Raw genomic sequence first — 1,571 nt, forward strand, 5'->3', positions numbered from 1 at the left:
TGGTGGGCGACCACCCCATGGACATCGTGACCGGGCACCGCGCGGGCACCCTGACCGCCGGGGTGGCCAGCGGCGAAAGCCCTGCCCGCGCGCTGCACGAGGCCGGGGCGCACGTGGTGGCCAACGATTGCGCGGCGCTGATGGTGCATCTGGGGCTGACCGAAGCGGATTCCGAGACGCCGGGTTAGCCCCCTGCGCCGCAACCGCCATCCGCTTCCGATCCGACCGGTTGCACCGGCATGCCCATCGGCCTATTGGAAGATACTACCCCGGCCATCAACGTCCCGCAGGAGACCACGCCATGCCCTTCACGCCCCACAGCGCACACCCCGCCCGTGCCGCCCTTCCGAAAACCGCCGTCCTCGTGCTGCTGCTTGCCGCCGCCCTGTGCGCCGCCTGCGCCGGACGGGTCTGCCCCCCGCGCGAAAGCTGCACCAAACCGGTGTTCGAGCGGGTGCAGAACAAGGCCGTCAACGCCGGGCAGCAGGCCGTGGTGCAGGGGCTGCTGGGCGTGCTGACCGGCACGGCCACCGGGCCGAAATTCACCGGCGAGGGGCTGCGGCTGGACATGTACCGCGCCTTTGACGACGCCTTCAAGGAAGAGGGCTATTCCCTCGACGCCACCCTGCGCGAATTCCTGGGCAAGCACGAGGACACCACCTACTACCGCGATGCCCTGACCTCCGGCCTGGTGCCGCTGCTGGCCACGCCGCTGTCCATCCTGCGCGTGGCCGACGCCCGCCAGCGCCTGCTGGCCGAGGGCCGGGTGACCCAGCCCACCCTGGACCTGGTGGCCGCCGTTCCCGCCGCAGCCACAGGCGAGGGCACGTCCAAAGAGTGACGCACGGCTACTGCCGATGTGGCGGCCAATGGCCATACCCTTCCAGCGCGAAACGCCCGGCTTCGACCGGGCGTTTCGCATTATGGACGAACAGAAAAGTGGTGCGCGCGTCAGGTAGGAAGCAGGCCCGGAGCAGAACCGGAACGTGTTCGATGCGGGCAGGGAGCAGGCATGCAGCGGACATCGCGCCCATCACTGCGCCCGCCTGCGCATCGTCACCCTGCCCGGCTGTTCCGCTCTGCCAGCAGCAGCGCCCCGGCCCCGCCAAACAGCCGTTCGCGGCGAATGACCGATAACCCGGCCCGGTGCGCCAGCCCTTCCACCCCGCCACGGGCCATGAACCCCCGGAAGTTGCGGTAGTGTTCCGCCCCGGCCAACCGTTCCGGCAGGTGCACGAACAGGGCGGCGGGCAGGTCCAGGTTGCGTTCGGCCAGCCGGTAGTCGGCCAGCAGCACGCGCGGGGCCACGCGCAGGGCCTCGGCCAGGGCCGCGTTGCCCACGGCCTCCGGCATCTCGTGCAGGGCCAGCGACAGCACCACCGCATCGAAGGCGTTGTCCGCGAAGGGCAGCACACGCGCATCGGCGCGCAACAAGGGAATGCGGCAGGAAAATTGCGGAAAGCCAGCGGCAGACGGGCTTTCGCCCCCCCCGACTGCACGCTGGCGCAGCGGGTCCCCGCCCCCGCAGGCCGCATCCCGCTCGCAGGGCCGGGCCACGCGGGTGGCGGATC

Annotated in this window: 3 protein-coding genes; 2 read left to right on the forward strand and 1 reads right to left on the reverse strand. The window is 71.0% G+C overall.

The window, feature by feature from the left end:
* The coding region (locus FVW20_RS14755) for an HAD family hydrolase (RefSeq protein ID WP_372435008.1) at positions 1-188 on the forward strand (188 nt) is incomplete at its 5' end.
* A 113-nt stretch (positions 189-301) separates the two neighbouring features.
* On the forward strand, positions 302-841 hold the full coding sequence (locus tag FVW20_RS14760) for a hypothetical protein (protein ID WP_196610202.1): 540 nt from the start codon (positions 302-304) through the stop codon (positions 839-841).
* A gap of 215 nt (positions 842-1,056) precedes the next feature.
* Here FVW20_RS14760 and FVW20_RS14765 read toward each other — a convergent pair.
* The coding region (locus tag FVW20_RS14765) for a class I SAM-dependent methyltransferase (RefSeq protein ID WP_196610203.1) at positions 1,057-1,571 on the reverse strand (515 nt) is incomplete at its 5' end.

Source organism: Nitratidesulfovibrio oxamicus (genome assembly GCF_015731765.1).
GTDB lineage: Bacteria > Desulfobacterota > Desulfovibrionia > Desulfovibrionales > Desulfovibrionaceae > Cupidesulfovibrio > Cupidesulfovibrio oxamicus.